Source organism: Petrotoga miotherma DSM 10691, from assembly GCF_002895605.1.
Lineage (GTDB): Bacteria > Thermotogota > Thermotogae > Petrotogales > Petrotogaceae > Petrotoga > Petrotoga miotherma.
In genome coordinates this window covers 1-17,005 of record NZ_AZRM01000025.1, presented here as the reverse complement: position 1 = coordinate 17,005, position 17,005 = coordinate 1, and the positions used below count along the sequence as shown (strand labels likewise).

Genomic DNA, 17,005 nt, shown 5'->3' with positions numbered 1-17,005 from the left:
AAATTTACTTTTTCATTTAAAATTATACCATTTTTTTATTTTTTTCAAAAAATTCCTAGATAGATCACAATATATGTTATAATTAATGTGGAAGAGAAATATTTTCATTGAAACTTTGTTTGGAGGAATGTATTATGAGCGATTACGATGATGAAGAATTTAAAAAATTTTTACATAGATTGTTTAAGGAACATCCTGAGCTTCAAAAGTTTAATCTTGAATTTTTAAAAAACGCTGATCCCAGTGAAATGGACGAAATTATAGAAAATTTAAAGGAGGCTGCTTACAAATTCAAAGAAGCAGAGATCAGTGTAAGGTCTGAAGTTGAGGAAAAATTAAACTACAGTATTGATGATTTAGAAATTAATTTCGATAACTTTTTAGAAACTATAACTATATTTCCGTTCGCACTAACTATCAACAGTGAGATGTTGAAAGAAAAAGATGCCAAAGGGAGATTGAGCGGAAAATTTTTTGGAATGTATATTAATTTTAAATACGACAATGTTTTTGAACTTTTATCTATTAGAAAAATTGGCGCAATGAAGATTGCTAGTTTGATGAGAAACAACTTTTTTAAATTTTTACCAATAAAACAAAAGATATACAATTACATAAAAACTGCTGTAAATAATTATTTAAAGGCTACTGGACTCGTGAAATATTTTGAAATAGACGAGATTAGAGAATTCAATATGTTAGTTATATTGAGAAATAAACTTAATATTCCTAACGATAAATTGTTTGAAGAAATTTTAAGTACCGAGGAAAACGAAAAATATTATATGATGAAAGCCTATTTTATTACGGAGTTTGCTATTGCTGTAGTAGAAAAAGATAATATTTAAGTTTCTGACTTTTTTGCAAACTTATTGCTTATATAAAAGATAAAGAAAATTATAATTATGTTCAACCCGCTTAAAGCATTTGCTTCTTGGTATAATCTCCCTGAGGAAAGAGAATAATTAACCACACTGACAAGTGGGAAGTAATCTCTTACTTGCATAGTATAACTGATGGTGAATTCACCAAAAATTATTGCAAATATTTGAAGAAAGGCACTTGTAAAAGAAGAAAACAGAAGAGGTAATTCTACTTTTAGAAAGATGATTAGTTTGTTTGCTCCGTCTATCTTTGCAGCTTCAACTATTTTATTGTCAAAGCCACGTATCGGTTGGAACAAAAATGAATAAGCGATAGGTATGGTTATTAAGAAATATCCCAGGATCAATAACAATACGAATGGAATATCAAACAATATATTTAAATAAAGTAGAGCCATACCTAAAAATGCTGATGATATCCCCAAAGTGGCCATTACGCTCACATTTATGAGTTTACTGTAATTTTTCAATAGAAAATATGCTGTTATTACGGCAAAGGAAGCTGATACTGTCGAGACTAAAAAGGAATTTAAGATTGATCTAACCACTGGATATATACGATTCAATTCTTTAGAAAATAAATTCAGAAATGAAGATATATCAAATTTCATATTTATAAAATCAAAAAAAGAAGCTGCAATGCCTACCAAAACAATTGAATATTCAAAGATCAAGTAAAAGATGGATAGTGTCCTACTTAAATATCCAGATTTTTTTTGAGAGAATGGTTCGTATTCAAAAGAGATAGGTTCAAATTTTGATATAAAGATATTAAGAATCGTAAGGATTAAGAGTTGAATCAATGCGTAAGACAAAGCCTTGGGAAAATCCAGTGTACTTCTCAATGTTGTAGAAATAGCCACTTCCAAAGTTGAATATTTTACCCCACCTAAACTTAAAACAATCGCGAAACTCGTGAAGTTATATGTAAATACTAAAAATAAAGCCCTAGAAATGGACGGAATTATCAAAGGTAATTCTATGTTTATAAAAGTTTTAAACTTCCCCGCTCCTTCCATACTGGCTGTTTCTATAAAACTTGCAGGTACTCTTCTAAGAGCTTCCGATATGTAACGAACAAATATGGGAGAGTTATAAAAGACATGGGCTAATATTATTGCTTTCAAAGTGTACATAATATCTAAACTAAAACCCAATTTTGAAAGAATACCAACTGAAGAATAAACAAGAGTGAAAGCCATAACTGCCGAGACGGGTGGGAAAAAGAAAGGAATAAAAATGGTATTATCTAATAATTTAGATATGATCCCTTCATTTCTTGAAGCAAAATACGCTGGAATTAAAGTTATAACCAATGACAACACAGATGAAAGAATAGCTTGATAAAAAGTAAAACCAAGGATCCGCCACGTACGCGGATCCAAGAAATTCGCTAAACCTTCTAAACGAAAAAAATCTTTAAATAAAAAAGAAAAAGGTATTAACCACAAACACAAAAATAAAATAAACAGTAAATTCTTGCTTCTTCTATTGTTCATAAGTTCAGTATAATAGAGCCTCCCATTCTTTCAGCCATCTTTCTAGATTGTTTGAAATTTCTTGGGCTGGTATAGTCAGAATTTTTTCGGGAACCACTGCATATTGGTAAACCTCAGGAAGTTCAACATCAATTACTGGGAACATCCATTGTTTTAAAGGTATTTCTTTTTGAAAATCTTCTGTCAACATAAATTCTATGAATTTCTGAGCTAAATCTAAATTATCAGTACCTTTAACGATACCGGCACCTTCTATCTGAACATAAGCACCTTCTTTGGGGATAAAAACCTTGTACTTACTAGATCCATAGTAATATTGTGAGTATGCACTATCAGTTGCATAGCTGACCATCATGGGTGCCTCACCAATTTCAAATTTTGCAAAGGAATCATCCCAGCTCGGACTCACCGTTAATATTGCAGGCATAAGTCTTTCCCAAAAATCTTTCCACTCATTTCCATACACCGCTATTGTCCATAGTAAAAAAGCTTGACCAGTGCTTGATGCTCTTGGATCCTGAATTATCAAAGAATTTTTATATTTCGTTAGGTCTTCAAAAGATACTAATTCTTCTTGTATATTTTCAGGATCATAAATGATGGCTATAACCCCGTAGTCGTAAGGAACTACATAATATTCGGGATCAAATATCAACGCTTTGTCTTTAACATTTTCAATGTTTTTTGGTGTGTAAGGGATCAATAAATCCTCTTCAACAGCTTTTGCAGCAAGCGATTGATCAAGCCCAATGACTACATCCGCTCGAGGATTTTTCTTTTCCAAAACTAGCCGTGTGAGAACGTTACCTGCATCACCCAATTTTACCACTTTTACTTCACAGTCGTTCATCTTTTCAAACTTTTGAATCGTTCCTTCTTCAATCCAACTGAGACTTTCGTAAACATAGACAGTCAATTCCTCAGAAAAAGCAAAAGATAACAAAACAACTATAACACCCAACATCGCTAAAAACTTCTTCACCTTAACTCACCTCTTTTAAATATTTATTTAGTTAACTTAAACGAGATAGTTCCCAACATAGAATGCCCATTATTAACCTGTTATGCAAAATAAAAATCCTGTTCTTCACCAACGAAGTGAGAACAGGATTAAATTAAATACATATTTTAGCCTCCCTTCGCTGGTATTATCCAGATCAGGTAGTCAGGGTCGATGCCTTTTAAGCATCCTCTCAGCCTTACAGCTCCCCTGGCTATTTATTATTCACTTTCAAGTTTATTATACCACATTTTTTTCAAATGTGATAGAATATTTTAGTAATTATTTTTGAAAGATAATCTTATTATTTAATTTTGATGAAAGGAGTAATAAAAATGAAAATTTCAGAATTAGAAAACATAATCAAAAACGAAACAAAAAGAGTTGAAAATGAATTCACTTTTGAGGAAAGACAGGCAAACTTAAAACCCCAAGAAGTAGCAAAATATATTGATCATACATTGCTTAAAGCCTTCTCAACACCTTCAGATGTAGAAACACTATGTAAAGAAGCCAAAGATAACTATTTCTATGCGGTTTGCGTTAATCCAACTTACGTAAGTTTATCAAAAGAAGTCCTTACAGATAGTAATGTGAAAGTAGCAACAGTAATTGGATTCCCATTGGGAGCCAATACTATAGAAACAAAAGCCTATGAATCTGAAAATTCGATTAAAAACGGCGCAGATGAATTAGATATGGTTTTGAATATAGGAAGGCTTAAGGCACAAGAGTATGATTATATTTATGATGAAATACATGCTATTTCTTCATTGACTAAAGATGCTAAAAAATTGTTAAAAGTTATAATTGAAACATGTTATCTTTCGAAGGAAGAAAAGATAGCCGCCGTTGTAATTTCAAAATTAGCTGGTGCGGATTTTGTTAAAACCTCTACCGGCTTTGGAAGCGGTGGTGCCGAATTGGAGAACGTGGGTTTAATGAAGTTTCTCGCGGGAAATGATATGAGAGTAAAAGCATCTGGAGGCATCAGAGACTTGGAAACAGCTTTAAAAATGATTGGCTGTGGAGCAGATAGAATAGGAACGAGTTCAGGACTAAAGATAATTCAAGGAAGGATATAAATAAAGGAGCGCTTTCGCGCTCCTTGGTGTATTTTGGGTTTAGATTATGGTATACACTTATAAGGGTCTTACATTAGAAGCTTGAGGACCTTTGTCGCCTTCAACTACATCAAATTCAACTTCTTCGTCTTCTTCTAACTTCTTGTAGCCATCCATTTGAACAGCTGAGAAGTGTACAAATACATCGTTCCCATCTTCCCCAGTGATGAAGCCATAACCTTTCTTTGAATCAAACCACTTTACTTTACCTCTCACGTTGTTACCTCCAAATTTCTACCGTGCCACCCATTGCAGCATACGGAATGTGTTTCAAAAATATTATAATACAAAAAGAATAGGAATGCAAGTTAATTTTTTATAACCAATAGATGAATTATAAGTAAACTTGATGAAAAGATAATTAGGTATAAGTATTTAAAAAAATATACAAGAAAAGACTTGACAAGTTAAGAAATAATTGTTAAATTTATTCTAGAATAAAGTTCTGCTTATTTTTAATTATAATGATTTTAGGGCGATAGCTTCTTAATTATTGCTCGAATGACTGAAAAACCAAGGAGGAAATTGAATGATCGACGTAGGAGACTTAAGAAAAGGAGATTTCATCGTTTATCAAAACGAAGTTTATCGTGTAGTTGAAGCCAATAAACATTTTATGGGAAGAGGTAGTGGTTTAATTAGAACCCGTTTAAAAAATGTCATGACAGGATTGATAAAAGAGGTTAGTTTTTCTAGCGGAGAAAAGGTTCAGGAAGCTGATATAAGTTTTAGGAAAGCCCAGTTTTTATATAATGATGGTGATCATTATTACTTTATGCTACTCGATACATATGAACAATATTCTTTGCCTGCTCAAGAATTAGAAGAGGAAAAATATTATTTAACCGAAAATTTGGAAGTTGATCTAATCTTCTTTAACGGGAATCCTATTTCCATTCAACTTCCCACCGTTGTTATTCTAACCGTTACAGACACAGAGCCTAACTTTAAAGGAAACACCGTGTCAGGTGGAGGCAAACCAGCAACGTTAGAAACTGGATTGAAAACCACAGTTCCTTTCTTTGTGGAAAGAGGTCAAAAAATAAAAGTAGACACCCGCACAGGAGAATACATAGAGAGAGCATAGAAAGACCATAGATTAAAGGCTCGATATATTTTTATCGAGCCTTATTATTTTTCTTGGGGTTGGTATTCATGTTTACCTTCGGATGTATAAGATTCTTCAATTTCTTTTCCTTCATCGTTAATTTGAATTTGCTTTTTCTGTAGAGTATTCAGAATTTTGATCTCCCTGATTACAAAAAATAATGTCAACAGGGCTGATAAAACATCAGAAACAGGAAACGTGTACCAGATGCCCATTAATCCAAAAAAGTGCGACATAATAAAGACCATCGGAATAAATATCAATATTTGTCTTGACATTGATAACAACAACGCCGGACCAGCTCTACCAATAGCTTGAAATAAAGCAGATCCTACAACTTGAAAACCTACGATCCATATAAACATCGCGTCTATCCTTAAAGCGGGAATCCCTTCGGTAATCAAAGATGGATCCGTTGAAAATATAGAAAGTAGAAAACCTGGAAACAATTGAACTAATGTAAACGAAACTGTAGACCATGTAATAGCAGCGATTGCTGCTTTTTTCAAAACTTCTTTTACTCTGTCATATCTTTTAGCTCCGTAGTTATAACCGGCTATTGGTAAAAAACCTTGTGCGATACCGAACATAGGCATAAAAAAGAACATAAAAAGTCTATTTATTACCCCGAAAATTGCTATATGCAGAGAACTCCCGTACGTTCCTAGCAAATTATTTAAAACTATTGCTAGTAAACTCCCAGCAACTTGCCTAACAAAAGCAGAAGCTCCAACCGCTAGTGTTTCAGACATAATGTGCCAATCTAATATGAAATTCTTCCTGTGAAATTTCAAAGAACTTTTCCCACTGAAAAAGTAGTATCCTATATAAACAACCCCAACAAACTGAGAAAGTACCGTAGCTACTGCTGCACCTTTTACTTCCATATTTAAGCCAAATATAAAAATAGGATCAAGAATAATGTTCAATATCCCTGGAATTATCATAGATATCATTGCATATTTTGCGTTACCTTCTGCTCTCATAACGTTGTGACTTGCCATTGCAATTGAAAAGAATATCGCTCCATAAAGGATTACACTCATGTAATCCTCTGAGTATGAAAGGATATCAGGAGTAGCACCAAAAAGATTTAAAATTGGATCTAAAAAGATTGTCCCCAATATAGAAAGACCTATGCTTAAAACAAATATAGTAGTAAAAATGTTCCCTAAAGCCTTCTCTGCGCGTTCTGAATCCTTTGCTCCTAAACTTCGGGATATTAATGTCCCCCCACCTATTCCTATCATTCCAGCAGTAGCCATAATGATCATTTGAATGGGAAACGCAACAGATACTCCAGCTATTCCAAGTGTACCAACACCTCTTGCAATGTATATAGTATCGACAAAATTATATAATGCTTGCACCAACATGGCAGCTATAGCTGGTAATGATAATTCCATTAATAACTTCCCTATCTTCTTGTTTTCAAGCTTTTTAGTATTTTCTTCCAATTACGACACCCCCTGATGATCTTTGGCTTTGTATGTTAGTATATTATCGAGCATTTTATTCAATATATCCTGAACCATTTCTTTTTCTTCAAGTGAAAGATTATCTGTTATAATTTTCTCCCAATAGTTATTCAACTTTTCCATTTCGTTATAGATATTGTAAGCTTTATGAGTCAAGAATATCCTATTGATCCTATGATCGTTATCATCGATTTTTTTGGTAAGATAACCATTTTTTATAAGTTTCTTGATCGCTCTGGCAGTGGTAGCTTTGTCAAAATTTAGATTTTCCTTTAATTCTTCTTGACTTATTCCATCTCCATTTTTAAGTAAGTACATAAGAAAGTGAAATTGACCCCTTCCAATGTCATACTTTTCAAGTTCTTTTTTCATCATAGAATTCACCGTTCTGAATAAACAGGATATCTTGCTAATAACCGATGGATCTTGTTCAGAATTAAACAACTTTTGATTTTCGCCTCCTTTTAAAATCTTATTTATAGTGTCTTTAGAAACTTTAAAACATGTTTTAGCGCCCGTACATCATTTGCTTCGCAAATGAGAATTTGGAAATTATTTCAAAGGCATTATGAAAAAACATGGTTTGCATACTGCAGCAAACACTCCCCGTCCATAAGGTAAGGGAAGGAAAGTTGCCTAAAATAATTATAAAAAAAAATTGTTGCATGTACAACCATTTTCCCGTTAAGATTTGGTTGCATGTGCAACTAATATTTTCTGGTGTTTTATATTTTACTGCCAGGCTTTTTTTTCTTTCCATCTTCCCTTTTTATAAAAATAAAAAAGGATGAAAGATTCTGCGATATCTCCAAACATATAAGAAAGCCATACCCAAGTTAAGGACTGATTAAAAATATTAATAGCTACGATTAAAATGCATAACTGTATACCCCACCTTGAAATAATACTGGATAAAAGAAAAGGAAAGTTGTATCCTGACCCGGAAAAAGCGCTTGTGAGACCAAGTCCATAACCTAGTACTACTAAGCCTACTGATCCATACTTTAAAAATTCTGTCCCATATTTAATCACTATAGGATCGTTTGTGAAGAGAGAGAGCACATTTTCACCAAACCCAAAAGCCATCAGAATGAAAAATAACATTACAATCGAGCCCAGTACTCCCGTGAGATTTGCAGCTTTTTCCGATCTTCTTATATCTCCTGCTCCTATGGTTTGACCAACAACAGAAGATGCCCCCATAGTGAGGCCAAATAAAGGGATGAAGGCAAAGCCAAATATCCTGCCAGCGATCCCATTTGCAGCGATAGCCTCATTACCAAAAAGTGAGACAAAACCTAATATAACAACATTTGATAGATTCCTAAAAAATATTTCTATACCGTTTGGTAGTCCTATAGTTATTAACTTGATATCAATATCTTTATTTAGTTTAAACAAACCTTTTATATGAGGTTTTACTTGGTGAGTCCTGGTAAAAAGTATTAAAAAACCAATAAAAAAAGCTATGCTCTGGGAAACGACGGTCGCAATTGCAGCACCAAAAACTCCAAAACCCAAGCCATTTATGTTGATAAAAGGAACTGTCTCAAAGATAAAAATTGGATCAAGAAAAAGGTTCAGTATGCTAACAGATATCATTATAATCATAGGAGTTTTTGCATCTCCCAAACATCTAAAAACGGTGTTTATCGAGTAAGATGAGAACATTATTGGTAAGAAGAATAACCTTAAATAACCATAATCTAAACCGTAGCCTACTACAGTTTCATCTACAAAAAGAGACATTAAGGGTTCCAAAAATATAGCCATGAAAGTTGCAGCTATTAATGCCATCAAAAATTTGAAACTTATCGTTTGTTCAATTGATCTCGCCGTTTGGTGATAATCTTTTTTACCGTAAGCTTGGGAAACCAATGAGATTGAACTTACACCAATAATTTCATTTAATGCATCAACCATCCAAAATATAGTTGAAAAAACTGTTACCCCGGCTATCGCCTCACTGGAAATCATACCAATCCAAAAGATATCAACAAGATCGTAAACCATTTGGGCTGCCATACCAACCATTGTGGGTAATGACATCAACAGAATATGCTTTATTATGCTACCCTTTGTTAGATCTTTTTCCATGTATTCCTCCTACGAAAATTAAAATTATTTTATCAATAGCTCCCCTTCGCTCAGCTTTCCCACCCATAAAATTAAAAGAGTCTTTGCGCCTTCACCAGCTCCCTACCATAAGATAGAGAAAAGACTTCACCCAACCACCCCAGCCAAAAAGATGAAGTAAGAACATGCCCTTAAAAGGCTATTCAACTACCTTCGATTATTTTAACATTTACTTTCAAAAAACTCAAGTTTGAAAATTATCAGATTGATTTTTCAAGAATATGATATACTATATTAGATATTTCATTTTGATGATGGTTAAATCCAGGAAACCTAAAAAATTCCTTTATATTTTAATAATAGGTACTTTAATCAATTTTTAGAGTTTCTAAATATGGTAATTTCATAATTTCGGGAGGAATAAAATGGAAAATAATCCTTCAATTCAAATGGAAAAGTTAATTAGAGAAATTTGTTCAAAAGTTAAAAGTGAAGGAAGGAAAGTCTTAAAAGAATTCAACATTTCTCCAGCTCAGTTTGATGTTTTGCAAACCGTTTATTTCAAAGGTCCTAAAATGCTCAGTGATATCAGTAAAAGATTGGGAGTAACTAAAAGCACAACAACAGGACTCATTAGAAGATTGGAGATTGCAGGATATTTGGTTAGAGAAAAATCCAAGAAGGATAAAAGGGTATACGTTGTCCAAATAACTCAAGAAGGAACTAATATAATAGAAAACGTGATAAAAAACAGGGTAAAATTAATGGAAAAAGTATATGAAAAATTGGGAGAAAAAGAAAGAAGCATAGAAATATTAAATGAGATCAATAAGATTTTGAATGAAAAACGGGGTGAGATTTAACAGTGTATAGAAAGTTGATATTGCTTCTTTTATTAATCTTTACCACATTACTTTTTTCTTATACAATAAATATAACAGCATTAACTGGTAGTGAGATTTATTTTGATTCTCAATTTATGGGAACTGTTACCGAAACACCTTTTACAATCGAAGTACCTGATGATAAGTCCGGTTATCTAGAAATAAAAAAACTGGGATACAGCGATTTTATTGCCTATATAGAGCTTTTAGGAAACGAATCCCAAATTACAGCCGAACAAGTACCTTTAACTAAACTTATTTTTGATATCAACGTTGATTCTGTCAACATAAAATACACCTTTTTAAACCAAAATTACGATATACCTTTACCCCCATCTTATGAAGTTGATATTCCCTACACCGTAGAAAAAATAATTATAGAAAAAGATGGATTTTTTGCTAAAGAGATAAACCTTGAACTGAAACCATTTGATAAGAAAAATTTAAGTATCGCTTTAATTCCAATTGATGAAATACTGCTCGAATCAAATCCTCCTCAAGCAAACGTTTTCGTAGATGGAAAGTTAGTTGGAAAAACACCTATTACCGTAAAAAGAAGTAATTTCGATATAATTTCGTTGGAAAAGGAAGGTTATTTAGTCAACACATTAAAAGATTTGCCTCAAGATGATAGAATATTAGTTGAATTAGAAAATGGAATAGAACTTTTTGTTGATAGCGAACCAAAAGATGTGGGCGTATTTTTGGATAATGAATATGTAGGAAGTACTCCAATGAAAGGTTTATTCCCTACTGGAACATATAATTTAACATTATCTAAATTAGGATATGTATCCACAAATTTGATGATTGAATTGACACAAAACGGTTTGAATAAATATTATGTTGAACTGAATCCACTTTTAAATACAATAAGTTTTCTGAATTCTGAAAATTATGAATTCAATATCGATGGAAAATACGTAGGAAAAGGAATTGATTCGATTATTTTGGATGATTCACCACATTTTGTTAGGATTATATCGGGAAAGAAAAGTTTAGAATTTCCGATTTATAGAGATTTTTATGACAAAATGGAAAGTATAGATTTAAATAAACTGAGTACAGTAAATGTTTATTCTCTACACAATACGCCCGTGAGCTTTCTAGGAAAAACCCAAAAGACTCCTGCATTTTTTCTTTACAATATGTTAAACAATCCTCAGTTTGTAAACGTAAGGACATTAAATAGAACGTATAGCATCCTTTTGGAACCTTCTGAAAGTGTGGATATTTATACCGGAAGTGATTTTGGTAACCTGTTTATTACCACAAACGTTAAAGATCCTCTTATTTACATTGATGGCCAATATTTGAATTATAAGGATTGCTTTGGTTACCCGTTAAAATCAGGAGATTATACGATAGAGGTCAGAAAGTTCAATGAAATCAAACAACAAAAAGTGACTATAAGCCCTGGTGAAAAGAGTTTCGTACATTTTGAATTTGACTCTCATGTACCTGTGAAGGTAGATTTTACCGGGGAGAAGTATACTATCAATGGTGAAGAATTTACTCACACAGAGAAAGTGCTTTATTTACCTTCAGGACCAAATTTGTTTTCAAATGGAGAAATGTCTGTAGTAATTTTCGTAAACGAACCTATGTACGTTGATCTAGACAAACTTTTTGGAGGGTTATAAATATGGCGAAAAAAATAGTTTTATTTTTGTTTTTTACTTTTATTTCATTGAGTTTGTTATCCCAAACCAACATAGTAGATTTACAACCATCCTCACCGATATATCCTCAAGTGGTGAGAATGGTTGAATCAGGAATCATGTATCTAGACAATCAAGGCCGTTTCAGAGGTTCTCAGCAAGTTTTAAGATATGATTTGGCAGAGTTTGGTTCAAATATGCTCGATTATGTAGATGGACTTTATGGTCAAGAACTCGAAGAAATAAGTAACAGATTGCTCAACCTCGAAAATTTAAATGCTGAAAAAAGATTGTACAATTTAGAAAGTACCGTTTTTGCCCACGATGACCGACTGTCTTATCTGGACTCCACTATCCAAAATTTGGGGAAAAATGTATCGGATATTTTAGCAGTAATTGATCCCAGTCAACCAATTAACGAAGACAACGTTATTTTCCAAGAGATCTCTCAAGGAGCAATTGATATTGCAAAAAAAACTGCACAAGATGAAGTTCAAATGATTGCTGACTCTTCAATGGCATCCTTGACAATTTTTCAAGAACGCCTCAATCATTTCGAACAAGAGGTAATGAACTTAAACGCTAAATACGATCAAACTATTGAAAGTTTGGAATCTGTATTGATAGATTCAACTCAGTCAAATAAAGAAGAATTAAAAAATTATATAGACATGAGATTAAATCTCGAAATAGATGGGTTGAAAACCTCTTTGACAAACATCGCTAAAAACGAAGTTTATCTTTATAACGATACGTTGACGGCTACATTGAACAATTTTGATCAAAGGATTGCAAGGGTAGAAAGTGAGATAGTTCCATATGAAAACAGTTATAATGAACTGAATAAAAAGATTAATGAAAACGAGGCGAAGTTGGATTTCATTCTCTCAAATGTTTCAACAAGTATTTCAGCTGAAACATTGAACGATGAGCTGTTGTTGGGAGTGCGAACCGATATCGAAGGATTGAAAGTAAAAACTAATAATCTCTCGAACGATCTATCTGTATTATATGACCAAGTAGCTTCAAACCAATCTTACATAGAAACTTTCGATGCAAGACATGCCTACTACAACTCTAAAATATTAGATTTGCAAAATAAATACAACACCCTTTCTGAACACATAATAATTCAGAACAAAAAATTGGATAACATAATTTTTGAATTATCAAAACTCACGCCAACGTCATCAGAGATGGCTGCTCCTCAGTATACTGTGGATATAAAAAATTTGCAAGAAAGAGTTTCGAGCTTAGAAAGAACGATTGGTACTTATTATGATCAAATTGGTGAACTGACTGTATATGCCTCTACTTTCGAAGAATTAAGAAATAATTTGGACGAACTTCATTTAGCATTAGAAAAAAATAACGGCGATATTCAAAATTTAAAAGAAAAAACAGAAGCGTTAAATGCTCAAATATCGTCTTTAGCAACCTTGACTAATTTAAATAAAGATACTTTATCTCAAATAGGGGATATTGCGAAAATTGCTGAAACAGTTGGTCATTTAAATGATAACTACCAAAATTTGAATAGAACAAATGCACAATTACAGAATGATCTAATACAAGTAGAGAATAGATTATCCAATATTGAAAATACTTTGAACAATTTTCAAATAACTTCTTCTGAAATAGAAGAGCTTAAAAATTCTTATAATTCTTTACTTGAAAAATACTATGAAATTAAAAGTGAGTCTGAATATTTGAATGATCCCATGATGTTAAAAAACGATCTAAAGGCAGAATTATCTCAGCAGTTAGCTACAGAGTTAGTTTCCTTTGAAAAAGAATTAAACAATATTGAAGATAAACTTTCAAATGTTGAATCAAGGCTTTCTAATATCGAAAAAACCGTTTTTCTTCACGATGAAAGTATTGCCACGCTCTCACAAAAAACAGATGAGAATGTAGAAAAAATTAATAATTTAGAAAGTTCTATACAACAGATAGAAAAACCTAATAAAACTTATGTTTCATCGATAATTGCGGGACTTGTTGGAGTATTGGTTGGTGCAGGAATTGTTTTATTATTCCAATAATTTCAGGAGGGAACAATGGTTTACGGAATAGCTTTAGGAAGTGGTGGTGCAAGAGGAGCTGCTCACGTTGCCTTAATTAATGAACTGAAAGAACGAGCAATAAAAATCGAAGTAGTAACAGGATCCAGTGTAGGTGCTTTAGTTGGTGCCCTCTATGCTTTAAATCCTGATGTGGACCTATTTCAAATATTCAAAGACTTAACACTTAAAAAGAAAAAGACAATAGATTCGCAGTTTAGAACTCTAAACAACAGAATTACTAATTTCCCTAAAATGGTTGCAGGCAAGAGCTTTTTAAAAAATGATTTCGTTTATGATATTTACAAACAGTTGTATGGACGTAAACGTTTTTCCGATTGTAAGATAAAACTAGGAATCGTTTCATATGATTTGGAAAGTGGTGAAGAAGTCGAGATCACAGAAGGGTACATAATCGATGCTGTTATGGCTTCTTCAAGTGTTCCTGGGGTTTTCCCTCCTTTAAGGTTAGGGGGCATGAACCTCTTGGATGGGGGAGTTTTAACACCTATTCCAGTAAAGTTAGCTAAAAAGCTAGGAGCAGATTATGTAATAGCAAGCAATTTAAATGGCGAGGTTAAGAACGATTTTAAATTTAACGACGGATTGGATTATATAATTTCTATAGAAGACTTTAAAAATGATTTGATGGTTAACTATGAAATAAATAAAGCAGAAGAAGTTTACACATTCCCGATAGAGTATTCATGGGAGGGTTTTTCTTATTTTAATGAAATATACCAAAATGCTAAAAATTTTTTAAAATCTATGCAAAATAAAGTGAGGGAGTAACGTTGAACTTAGTAATGGGAGGATTTTTTGAAGGCTTTTATTGGGAATCTGGTGTTTTAGAGTTTATCTCAAAAAAAGAAAAAGTCTTAAATCTATATACCTCTAGTTTAGGTAGTTTAAGAGGTTTATTTTATTCTATGTATGGGGTAAATTTTTTCGGTCGTTTAAAAGATTTCATATACGAAAAAAATAATCCTTTACGTGAGGTAATTACCAATACAGAATTATATAACAGTAGATACGCTCAAACAACGGCATTGATAAGATTGGGAAGAGGGAAAATGTCGCTTTACAATCCGGATACTTTAAAAAAATTTTTGGAAGGTTATTTTGGTGACCAAACACTTTCTTCACTCGGAAAAAATATAAGTTTCGAAGTCTTCGAGCTAAAAAATAAAGAAGTAATTACACTGAAAAATGAAACAAGAATTGTTGATATGTTAATGATGGAATTGGCGTTTCCACCTTATTACAGTTATTATGAATATCAAGGTGGATTTTTTATTCCCACTTCCTATTTATCGTTTATCCCTCAAAAATTCCCTAAAGATGCCGTAATAATTTCTTTTGATCCGGTTTTAACTTATCCATATCCAAAAAATACGGTCGAGATTCTTTTAAAAACCTCCTATTCTAGAACATTAAAAAATTATCGTTTATTGACGGAAGGTTTTAATACTATAGAACCACAAAAACAATTGAAAAATTATTTCAATATGTCTGCTTTTTTTGATGGTCAAAATCAAGCTAATAATTTTTTGGAGGCCAAAGTATGAAGCGTTTTACTATATTCTTTTTAATGCTTACATTAACAAATTTGATCATTTATTCTGCGCAAATAAATGTAAAAGCAGATGAAGTAAAAGGGGAAGAAAGTAGGTACATACTGAAAAATAATGTCTTTATACAGAAAGAAGATCTTTCTATTTCAACGGATTTTGCCACCATCACACTCATTGACGACGAGTGGCGAGATGTAAACACCGAGAAGGTTTATATAACAGGAGACACGTTTGAAGCCACATCTACATCTATGAGCTTTGACCTTCAGACGGAAAAGGGAACTCTTTCTGGGAATGTTTTAGCTAAGATTTTTTTGGAAGAATCAGAGATCGAGATAAGTTCTGACGAACTTCAGATAGATAACAATAATAAAAGATACGAAGGAAGTTCTAAAGACCTGGTTTTGATTCAAAAAGAAGATTATATAATAAACGCAAAATCCTTTGTTTTTGTTGAAAACGAAAACTTGCTCACGCTTTCCGAAAATGTCCATATCATAAATTCTGTAAAAAAAATTGATATGACATCAGCATACGCTACTTTCAATACGCAAACCAACGATATAGAGGCTCAGGCGGTTAATTTAATTTTGGAAGTAGCAGAGGAGGAGGAATAATCATGAAGAAGATTTTTGTTGTTTTTTTCTTACTTTCTCTCTTTGTTCCGGTTTATTCTCAAACGTATTACGACGTAGGTTTTTCTTTGCTGAATTATCCTGATGGTTTCAAATTTGCTTTAAAGAGTGGATTGGAGTCAGATTCCTTCAACCTTGATTTTGATCTTAGCCCAAACTTTGCAGAAACGTTCTCTTTGATCACGGTTACGGATGTTTCTGCTAAACTTTTGGATATAAACCCGAACACTTTTTTAGATGTTGGTTTATTATGGGTGTATGGTGAAGATTTTCCAGGGACTCTTGCATATGGAGGCTTTAATTTGAATTTTAATAACATTTTAGGAAAATTGTACGTGGGATACCCATTCAACAATACCGATGATCCTTTGAACTATTTCGCTATAAAATTCGGTTACGTAGTTCCAAAACCTGCTGATTTTATTGATGATTTAAAGTTAGATTTAAGGGTGGTAAACGGTAGGATTGACTTTTCAATCTTTTTAGTAGAACCTTTGTAAAATGAATAAAAATCAAGGGTTTCTAATGATAGAGAGTATATTTGAAATTTTTATCGTTTCTTTATCAATGCTGATCGTAATAGGTACTTTTTTCGGTACAATCAACATTTTAAAAAGTTCGTTAGATGAAATGGTTAATCTAAACCTTATTTCCAACGCCGTTATGGAAGTGATAGTTGTTGCAAAAAATGAGATTACTAATGTGACCTCCTACGATTCTTCAACCGTCTTAGGAAATTCATCTGATGGCAACATAGTTGGTTTTTCATACAATAAATTCACACAAAAGATTAACCGTTACAAAGATTCAGGGTGGGATAAAGGGTCCACATTGATTTCAGGAAATATAACAACTTTTTCATACGATGGAAAATTTTTAAATGTAACATGGGATGATGAGTATGAGTTAAAGCTTTTCATCCCTTTTTAGAGTTTCTAGAGAAAGATCCTTAAATGGGTGGGGAGAAGGGGAAAAAGAAAAAGCTTTTTTATCCTTATGGGTGGGGAGCGGGGCGAAGG

At 32.7% G+C, this 17,005-nt stretch carries 17 protein-coding genes and 1 riboswitch; of the genes, 11 read left to right on the top strand and 6 right to left on the bottom strand.

Features of this window, described 5'->3' with window-relative positions; genetic code table 11:
* Nucleotides 1-134 precede the first annotated feature (134 nt).
* Nucleotides 135-848 carry a hypothetical protein gene (locus X928_RS04975; RefSeq protein ID WP_103078766.1) on the top strand — a complete coding sequence of 238 codons (714 nt, stop codon included), beginning with the start codon at nt 135-137 and terminating at the stop codon, nt 846-848.
* Here X928_RS04975 and X928_RS04970 read toward each other — a convergent pair.
* A complete protein-coding gene (locus tag X928_RS04970; RefSeq protein WP_245857182.1) occupies nt 845-2,269 on the bottom strand; it encodes an ABC transporter permease in 1,425 nt (474 codons plus the stop codon). The two genes, X928_RS04975 and X928_RS04970, sit on opposite strands and share 4 nt — an antisense overlap.
* Nucleotides 2,270-2,387: 118 nt before the next feature.
* The gene (locus X928_RS04965; RefSeq protein WP_103078764.1) at nt 2,388-3,365 is read right to left on the bottom strand and encodes a thiamine ABC transporter substrate-binding protein; all 978 of its coding nucleotides are present in this window, start codon (nt 3,363-3,365) and stop codon (nt 2,388-2,390) included.
* Between the two features lie 135 nt (nt 3,366-3,500).
* A riboswitch (TPP riboswitch) is annotated at nt 3,501-3,605 on the bottom strand.
* A 113-nt stretch (nt 3,606-3,718) separates the two neighbouring features.
* On the opposite strand from X928_RS04965, the gene deoC reads away from it, so the two are divergent.
* On the top strand, nt 3,719-4,468 hold the full coding sequence (gene deoC, locus X928_RS04960; RefSeq protein WP_103078763.1) for a deoxyribose-phosphate aldolase: 750 nt from the start codon (nt 3,719-3,721) through the stop codon (nt 4,466-4,468).
* Between the two features lie 57 nt (nt 4,469-4,525).
* Here deoC and X928_RS04955 read toward each other — a convergent pair whose 3' ends face one another.
* Nucleotides 4,526-4,723: a cold shock domain-containing protein gene (locus tag X928_RS04955; protein WP_103078762.1), complete on the bottom strand. Its 198-nt coding sequence runs from the start codon at nt 4,721-4,723 to the stop codon at nt 4,526-4,528.
* A gap of 313 nt (nt 4,724-5,036) precedes the next feature.
* Here X928_RS04955 and efp point away from each other — a divergent pair, with 313 nt between their 5' ends.
* Complete coding sequence (gene efp, locus X928_RS04950; protein ID WP_103078761.1) at nt 5,037-5,594, top strand: elongation factor P; 558 nt, start codon at nt 5,037-5,039, stop codon at nt 5,592-5,594.
* 44 nt (nt 5,595-5,638) lie between these two features.
* Here the strand turns inward: efp and X928_RS04945 are convergent, their stop codons facing one another.
* From X928_RS04945 to X928_RS04935, 3 genes are all read right to left on the bottom strand, one after another.
* Nucleotides 5,639-7,072, bottom strand: a complete 1,434-nt coding sequence (locus tag X928_RS04945) for an MATE family efflux transporter (protein WP_103078760.1) — start codon at nt 7,070-7,072, stop codon at nt 5,639-5,641.
* Nucleotides 7,073-7,537, bottom strand: coding sequence for a MarR family winged helix-turn-helix transcriptional regulator (locus X928_RS04940; protein ID WP_103078759.1), 465 nt, complete (start codon nt 7,535-7,537; stop codon nt 7,073-7,075).
* A 288-nt stretch (nt 7,538-7,825) separates the two neighbouring features.
* Nucleotides 7,826-9,190, bottom strand: a complete 1,365-nt coding sequence (locus X928_RS04935) for an MATE family efflux transporter (protein WP_211286448.1) — start codon at nt 9,188-9,190, stop codon at nt 7,826-7,828.
* A 404-nt stretch (nt 9,191-9,594) separates the two neighbouring features.
* On the opposite strand from X928_RS04935, the gene X928_RS04930 reads away from it, so the two are divergent.
* Genes X928_RS04930 through X928_RS04895 form a run of 8 tightly spaced genes read left to right on the top strand, consistent with a single transcriptional unit; the run spans nt 9,595 to nt 16,916 of the window.
* Complete coding sequence (locus X928_RS04930; RefSeq protein ID WP_103078758.1) at nt 9,595-10,032, top strand: MarR family winged helix-turn-helix transcriptional regulator; 438 nt, start codon at nt 9,595-9,597, stop codon at nt 10,030-10,032.
* Between the two features lie 2 nt (nt 10,033-10,034).
* Nucleotides 10,035-11,696, top strand: coding sequence for a PEGA domain-containing protein (locus X928_RS04925; RefSeq protein WP_103078757.1), 1,662 nt, complete (start codon nt 10,035-10,037; stop codon nt 11,694-11,696).
* A 2-nt stretch (nt 11,697-11,698) separates the two neighbouring features.
* Entirely contained in the window at nt 11,699-13,759 is a 2,061-nt protein-coding gene (locus X928_RS04920) for a hypothetical protein (protein WP_103078756.1), read from the top strand.
* A 15-nt stretch (nt 13,760-13,774) separates the two neighbouring features.
* Nucleotides 13,775-14,569, top strand: coding sequence for a patatin-like phospholipase family protein (locus X928_RS04915; RefSeq protein WP_103078755.1), 795 nt, complete (start codon nt 13,775-13,777; stop codon nt 14,567-14,569).
* 2 nt (nt 14,570-14,571) lie between these two features.
* A complete protein-coding gene (locus X928_RS04910) occupies nt 14,572-15,345 on the top strand; it encodes a patatin-like phospholipase family protein (protein WP_103078754.1) in 774 nt (257 codons plus the stop codon).
* Nucleotides 15,342-15,968, top strand: coding sequence for an LptA/OstA family protein (locus X928_RS04905; RefSeq protein ID WP_103078753.1), 627 nt, complete (start codon nt 15,342-15,344; stop codon nt 15,966-15,968). Before X928_RS04910 ends, X928_RS04905 begins: the two co-directional genes overlap by 4 nt.
* Before the next feature lie 2 nt (nt 15,969-15,970).
* Nucleotides 15,971-16,486: a hypothetical protein gene (locus X928_RS04900; protein ID WP_103078752.1), complete on the top strand. Its 516-nt coding sequence runs from the start codon at nt 15,971-15,973 to the stop codon at nt 16,484-16,486.
* Nucleotides 16,487-16,511: 25 nt separating this feature from the next.
* Nucleotides 16,512-16,916 carry a hypothetical protein gene (locus X928_RS04895; RefSeq protein WP_103078751.1) on the top strand — a complete coding sequence of 135 codons (405 nt, stop codon included), beginning with the start codon at nt 16,512-16,514 and terminating at the stop codon, nt 16,914-16,916.
* Nucleotides 16,917-17,005 lie beyond the last annotated feature (89 nt).

Bases quoted from the DNA above. Each gene is read 5' to 3' on its own strand.
- X928_RS04935 (WP_211286448.1), bottom strand. From the start codon at position 9,190: ATGGAAAAAGATCTAACAAAGGGTAGCATAATAAAGCATATTCTGTTG.
- X928_RS04915 (WP_103078755.1), top strand. From the start codon at position 13,775: ATGGTTTACGGAATAGCTTTAGGAAGTGGTGGTGCAAGAGGAGCTGCT.
- X928_RS04930 (WP_103078758.1), top strand. From the start codon at position 9,595: ATGGAAAATAATCCTTCAATTCAAATGGAAAAGTTAATTAGAGAAATT.
- efp (WP_103078761.1), top strand. From the start codon at position 5,037: ATGATCGACGTAGGAGACTTAAGAAAAGGAGATTTCATCGTTTATCAA.
- X928_RS04920 (WP_103078756.1), top strand. From the start codon at position 11,699: ATGGCGAAAAAAATAGTTTTATTTTTGTTTTTTACTTTTATTTCATTG.
- X928_RS04975 (WP_103078766.1), top strand. From the start codon at position 135: ATGAGCGATTACGATGATGAAGAATTTAAAAAATTTTTACATAGATTG.
- deoC (WP_103078763.1), top strand. From the start codon at position 3,719: ATGAAAATTTCAGAATTAGAAAACATAATCAAAAACGAAACAAAAAGA.
- X928_RS04905 (WP_103078753.1), top strand. From the start codon at position 15,342: ATGAAGCGTTTTACTATATTCTTTTTAATGCTTACATTAACAAATTTG.
- X928_RS04900 (WP_103078752.1), top strand. From the start codon at position 15,971: ATGAAGAAGATTTTTGTTGTTTTTTTCTTACTTTCTCTCTTTGTTCCG.
- X928_RS04895 (WP_103078751.1), top strand. From the start codon at position 16,512: ATGATAGAGAGTATATTTGAAATTTTTATCGTTTCTTTATCAATGCTG.